The organism is Streptomyces sp. 13-12-16 (assembly GCF_002114215.1).
Taxonomy (GTDB): domain Bacteria; phylum Actinomycetota; class Actinomycetes; order Streptomycetales; family Streptomycetaceae; genus Streptomyces.
Genome location: NZ_NCTE01000455.1, coordinates 1 through 5,891, shown reverse-complemented (window position 1 = coordinate 5,891; position 5,891 = coordinate 1). Strand labels below are relative to the sequence as shown.

Here is a 5,891-nt window from a genome sequence, read left to right as displayed (position 1 = left end):
GCCGCGGCGCACCGCCTCGGCCGCGGCGGCGGCCACCAGCAGGGTCGCGACGGCGCCGCACACGCCGACGGCGATCCGGGCGGGCTCCGTCACCAGGGCGACGGCGGCTCCGGTCGCCGCGGCCATCACTATGGCCGGCAACAACAGCACGCGCGTGTAGGGAAGTTGGACACTCGCCATGTGAGCCCTCTGAAACGAATCGACTGACTGCCGGGAAACGTGCACATAGGGGAACAAACGCACGAATTCATCTCAACTCGGTGCGCTGCGGGCGAGCTTAGTCCGACAGGATCATCGCCATGTCATATTCGGCGAGTGCCGGAAATGGCCCCTGGGACAGGAGTACGCTCAGGTCGTTTACACGCTGTGCGGCTGTTCGAACACCATCCGTCACCGCGTCCAGGCGTACGAAAACCACTCACCGTAAGGGGTGAGGGAACGCCCTGAACTCCTTGATCCTGCCCACGGAACCGGGCGGTGACCCCTCCGATGAGGGCGCGCGGAAGGCAGAAGCCCGGCGCGCACGGGGCGCACCGGGCTTCTTCGAGGCCCCTGGGCGGTTGGTTCAGCCCACGGACGAGTAGGCGACCACGCCGCGCAGCAGTCCGTCGACCGCCTTGCGGGCGTTCCTGGCGACCGTCGAACCCTCGGCGGACGGCGCGGCGGCCGAGATCTGGCCGAGCACGTCGATGACCTGCTTGCACCAGCGCACGAAGTCACCGGCCGGCATCTCCACCTCGCGCAGCACCTCGTCCAGGCCCTTGCCGGACGCCCACATGTAGGCGGCCCAGGCGAAGCCGAGGTCGGGCTCGCGCTGGCCCACGCCCTCCGTCTGGCTGATCCGGAAGTCCTCCTCCAGGGCGTCCAGCCGGCCCCAGATGCGGACCATCTCGCCGAGCGCCGCCTTCGCCCTGCCCGACGGCAGCTTCGGCGCCATCGCGTCGTCGGCGACCCGGGCCTCGTACACCAACGCCGACACACACGCGGCGAGTTCGGCGGGGGCGAGCCCTTCCCAGACGCCCTCGCGCAGGCATTCGCTGGCCAGCAGGTCCAGTTCGCCGTACAGCCGGGCCAGCCGCTTGCCGTGCTCGGTGACCTCGTCGCCACGCAGGTAGTCCATCTCCGTCAGCAGCGCGACGATCCGGTCGAAGGTGCGGGCGATGGTGTTCGTCCGGCCCTCGATACGGCGCTCGAGCTGCGAGGTGTCACGCAGCAGCCGGTGGTAGCGCTCGGCCCAGCGGGCGTGGTCCTCACGGTCCTGGCAGCCGTGGCACGGGTGCGCCCGCAGCGCCTTGCGCAGCCGCGCGATCTCCCGGTCGTCGGCCGCCTGGGAACGCTTCTTGCGGTGCCGGTCCGGGGTGATGTGCCCGGCCTTGGTGCGCAGCGCGGAGGCGAGGTCCCGGCGGGACTGCGGGGACCGCGCGTTGAAGGACTTCGGGATCCGCATCCGCTCCAGCGCCTCGACCGGCACCGGGAAGTCGATCGACGCCAGCCGCTTGACCTGCCGCTCGGCGGTCAGCACCAGCGGGCGCGGGCCGTCGGCGTACTCGTAGCCGCGGTGGCCGTTGGAACGGCCCGCCGGCAGTCCCGGATCGAGGACCAGCGCCAGCCCCGCGTACTTTCCGGTGGGTACGTGGATGACGTCACCGGGCTTCAGCTTCTCCAGCGCGACGGCGGCCTCCGCACGGCGCTGCGCCGCGCCCTGCCGGGCCAGCTCGGTCTCCCGGTCCTTCAGCTCCCGGCGCAGCCGCGCGTACTCCTCGAAGTCGCCGAGGTGACAGGTCATGGACTCCTTGTAGCCCTCGAGCCCCTCCTCGTTGCGCTGCACCTGACGCGAGATGCCCACGACCGACTTGTCCGCCTGGAACTGCGCGAAGGACGTCTCGAGGAGCTCGCGCGAGCGGTGCCGGCCGAACTGCTCGACCAGGTTGACCGCCATGTTGTACGACGGCCGGAAGCTGGAACGCAGCGGATACGTGCGCGTGCCGGCCAGTCCCGCGAGGTGGTCGGGGTTCATGGCGCGCTGCCACAGCACGACCGCGTGGCCCTCGACGTCGATGCCGCGCCGGCCGGCCCGGCCGGTCAGCTGGGTGTACTCGCCGGGGGTGATGTCGGCGTGCTGCTCGCCGTTCCACTTGACGAGCTTCTCCAGGACCACCGAGCGGGCGGGCATGTTGATGCCCAGGGCGAGGGTCTCGGTCGCGAACACGGCCTTCACCAGACCGCGCACGAACAGCTCCTCGACGACCTCCTTGAACGTCGGCAGCATGCCCGCGTGGTGGGCCGCGATGCCGCGCTCCAGGCCCTCCAGCCACTCGTAGTAGCCCAGGACGTGCAGGTCCTCGGCCGGGATGGAGGCGGTGCGCTCCTCGACCAGGGCGCGGACCGCGGCCCGCGCCTCCTCGTCGTTGAGCCTGAGGCCCGCGTACAGGCACTGCTGGACGGCGGCCTCGCAGGCGGCGCGGCTGAAGATGAAGGTGATGGCGGGCAGCAGGCCCTCGGCGTCGAGCCGCTCTATGACCTCCGGCCGGCTCGGCGTCCACACGCGCGAGCGCTGCCGGCGCTCCCGCTCCCGGTCGGCCTCGCGCATGTTGCCCCGCCCGCGCTTGCGGTCGCCCCAGGACGGGCGGCTCGCCTCCAGACGGGCCATGCGCGTGAGGTCCGGGTTGACGGCCTTCTTGCGGCCCTCCCCCTCCTCGAACAGGTCGTACATCCGGCGTCCCGCCAGCACGTGCTGGAACAGCGGCACGGGCCGGTGCTCGGAGACGATCACCTGGGTGTCGCCGCGGACGGTGTCCAGCCAGTCGCCGAACTCCTCCGCGTTCGACACCGTCGCCGAGAGTGACACCAGGGTCACCGACTCGGGGAGGTGGATGATCACCTCCTCCCAGACGGCGCCGCGGAAGCGGTCGGAGAGGTAGTGCACCTCGTCCATCACCACGTAGCCGAGGCCGAGGAGGGTCTGCGACCCGGCGTACAGCATGTTCCGCAGCACCTCGGTGGTCATCACGACCACCGGGGCATCGGAGTTGACGCTGTTGTCGCCGGTGAGCAGGCCCACCTTCTCCGCGCCGTAGCGGCGGCACAGGTCGGCGTACTTCTGGTTCGACAGCGCCTTGATGGGTGTCGTGTAGAAGCACTTCTTGCCCTGCTGGAGGGCGAGGTGGACGGCGAACTCGCCGACGATCGTCTTGCCGGAGCCGGTGGGCGCGGCGACCAGCACGCCCTTCCCCGCTTCGAGCGCCTGGCAGGCCTCGATCTGGAAGGGGTCGAGGCCGAAGTCGTACATCTCGCGGAAGGAGGCGAGCGCGGTGGCCTGCTCGGCAGCGCGCCTGCGCGCCGCCGCGTACCGCTCGGCCGGTGAGAGGTCCTCTGTCATCGTGCTTTCGAGCGTACCGGGCCGCACCGACAACAGGACGATCATTATCCGTTCAGGGGCCCACGACCCGCAGCGCACCCGGCACGCAGCGCGCGGTCAGCGGCAGCGGGCCCACCGGCTCCCCGTCCGCGTACCCGGTGACCTCCTCGGCGACCAGCTCCACGCTCGCCGCCCGCAGCACGGTGATCGCGGGATGGCCGACGTGCGTGCCCCGGTACACCCTCGGGAACACCCGCAGCAGCGTGGCCCGGCTGCACTCGCCGACCACCGTGATGTCGAACAGCCCGTCGGTGAGGTCCGCTCCGGGGCATATCCGCATGCCGCCGCCGTACGACGGCCCGTTGCCGACCGCGACCAGCGTCGCCTCGACCTCGCGGACCTCACCGCCGTCGAGGGTGATCCGGTAGGGCAGCGGGCGGAAGGCGGCCAGCTCGGCGACCATCGCGACGTCGTACTTGACGCGGCCGAGGGGCAGCCGCATCCGGTTGCCGCGGTCGTTGACCCGGGAGTCGAAGCCGGAGGCGAGTACGGCGCCGAACCAGCGGTCGCCGACCCGGCCGAGGTCGATGTCGCGGACCCGGCCGCACTTGAGGGCGTCGGCGATCATCCGGCCGGCCGCGGCCGGTTCCCGCAGGGGCATGCCGAGGGCGCGGGCGAAGTCGTTGCCGGTTCCGGCGGCGACCAGGCCGAAGGGGGTTCCGGTGCCGACGACGGCCTGCAGGGCGAGGTTCGCCATGCCGTCGCCGCCGACGGCGATCAGGGCGCCGGTGCCCTCCTCGACGGCGGCGCGCGCCCGGTCCAGGGCGTCCCGCGGGTCGTCGCCGAACACGGTCCGCACCGAGAAACCGGCGTCCCGGAACGCGGAAGCGGCCGGCCGCGCCGCGCGGGCGCCCCGGCCGCGGCCCGCGGTGGGGTTGACGAAGAGGGTGATCTCGCTGGTCACGGGGATGACCCTATGAGCTGCGAGGCGATCCTCAGGTCACGTCGTCATAACCGTTGACCCGGTCCTTGGACGCCTGCTCGGGCAGGGCCGCCACGGGCTCCACCGGATCGATGTCCTCCGGGGTGAGGTCCAGCTCGGAGGCCTCGTCGTCGGCGGGGCCCTGGGATTCCCTGCGGGCCCGCCGTTTGTCGTTGAGCAGCGAGAACGCCACGGCGACGAAGTAGAGGACGACGATGGGTCCGGAGAGCGCGATCATCCCCACCGGGTCGGTGGTGGGCGTCGCGACCGCACCGAAGACGAAGACGCCCATGACGACACCGCGCCACCAGCCCATCATGCGACGGCCGGAGACGATGCCGACCAGGTTCAGCATGATGAGCAGCAGGGGGAGCTCGAAGGCCAGGCCGAAGACCAGCACCATCCTGATGGTGAAGTCGAGGACCTCGTCGAGCGAGAGGATGTTGGCCGATCCCCCGGGGGTGAGGCTGAGCAGCACCTTGATGCTGACGGGGAGGATGACGTACGACAGGTAGGCGCCGCCGACGAACAGCGGAACCGCGGCCGAGACGAAGTAGTAGGTGTACTTCTTCTCGTGCTTGTGCAGCCCGGGGGCGATGAAGGCCCAGAGCTGGTAGAGCCACACAGGGCTGGAGACGATCAGGCCGGCCATGAGGCTCACCTTGATCGTCGTGGTGAACGGCGACGTCAGCGTGTTGAAGGAGACGATGGCGCAGTTACCACCGTCGCTGTTCGCCAGGTCCTCGCATTTGGGCACCGGCTCCGCGAGGAACTGCATGAGCTGCTCGCTGTAGAACGCGGCCACGATCATCACCACGACGATCGCGACGACGGCTTTGGCGAGCCGGTTGCGCAGCTCACGCAGGTGTTCCACGAGGGGCATCCGCCCCTCGGGATCCCTCTCCTGCTTGCGGGCAGACTTGAGCAACCCACGTTCCCATCTCGTGCGGCGGGCCGGAGTTCACCGGCCCTGCGTCAGCGCTTGGTCGTGTCCGTCGGCTCCGTGACCGGGCGGGAGCTGGTCACGTCGCCGGGGGCGGCCTGGATGGTGCGCTGCGCCGGGGGCTGCTCGCCGGTGGCCGGCGGGTCGGCGGGGGCGGCGGACTTGTTGTCGTCCTTCATCGCCTTGGCCTCGCTCTTGAGGATGCGGGCGGACTTGCCGAGCGACCGCGCCATGTCCGGGAGCTTCTTCGCGCCGAACAGCAGGATGATGACGACGAGGATCAGAATGATCTCGGTGGGGCCGAGCCGTCCCATAAGTCTTTACCTTCTCACCGAGGCGGGTGGGTGGGTGGCTGTCCGACCGGTCGGACAAGCGTCCGAACGACGGTGCTGACAGCGATCGTAACGCTCAGGGGTAAACGTCCGGCAATCCCCGTGCGTACTCCCGTCCGCGGTCCGGGCCTCGTTCTCCGGGCCGCGATCAGCAGCGTACCTGCCGGGGCCCGCACGGTGACAGGGCGAACCGGACGCGACCGCCGCCGCGCCGCACCCGGACCCGCACATCCGGGACCTGCCCGGCAGTCAGGCACCGGGCACCGCGGGCCCCCG

Annotated in this window: 4 protein-coding genes and 1 pseudogene; all 5 read right to left on the bottom strand. The window is 70.7% G+C overall.

Annotated features, from left to right (window positions below):
• Nucleotides 1–180: pseudogene (locus B7767_RS18480) on the bottom strand (ATP-binding protein); the annotation flags it as partial.
• Nucleotides 181–565: 385 nt separating this feature from the next.
• On the bottom strand, nucleotides 566–3,424 hold the full coding sequence (locus B7767_RS18475; protein WP_085573155.1) for an RNA helicase: 2,859 nt from the start codon (nucleotides 3,422–3,424) through the stop codon (nucleotides 566–568).
• A gap of 7 nt (nucleotides 3,425–3,431) precedes the next feature.
• The gene (locus tag B7767_RS18470) at nucleotides 3,432–4,322 is read right to left on the bottom strand and encodes a diacylglycerol kinase (protein WP_085573154.1); all 891 of its coding nucleotides are present in this window, start codon (nucleotides 4,320–4,322) and stop codon (nucleotides 3,432–3,434) included.
• A gap of 31 nt (nucleotides 4,323–4,353) precedes the next feature.
• Nucleotides 4,354–5,223 carry a twin-arginine translocase subunit TatC gene (gene tatC / locus B7767_RS18465; RefSeq protein WP_085573153.1) on the bottom strand — a complete coding sequence of 290 codons (870 nt, stop codon included), beginning with the start codon at nucleotides 5,221–5,223 and terminating at the stop codon, nucleotides 4,354–4,356.
• A gap of 92 nt (nucleotides 5,224–5,315) precedes the next feature.
• Nucleotides 5,316–5,597, bottom strand: a complete 282-nt coding sequence (tatA, locus tag B7767_RS18460) for a Sec-independent protein translocase subunit TatA (protein WP_073933654.1) — start codon at nucleotides 5,595–5,597, stop codon at nucleotides 5,316–5,318.
• Between the last annotated feature and the right edge of the window lie 294 nt (nucleotides 5,598–5,891).

What these genes read in the sequence shown, in the direction of transcription:
- B7767_RS18475 (WP_085573155.1), bottom strand. Translation starts at nt 3,424, where the DNA reads ATGATCGTCCTGTTGTCGGTGCGGCCCGGTACGCTCGAAAGCACGATG.
- tatC (WP_085573153.1), bottom strand. Translation starts at nt 5,223, where the DNA reads ATGCCCCTCGTGGAACACCTGCGTGAGCTGCGCAACCGGCTCGCCAAA.
- tatA (WP_073933654.1), bottom strand. Translation starts at nt 5,597, where the DNA reads ATGGGACGGCTCGGCCCCACCGAGATCATTCTGATCCTCGTCGTCATC.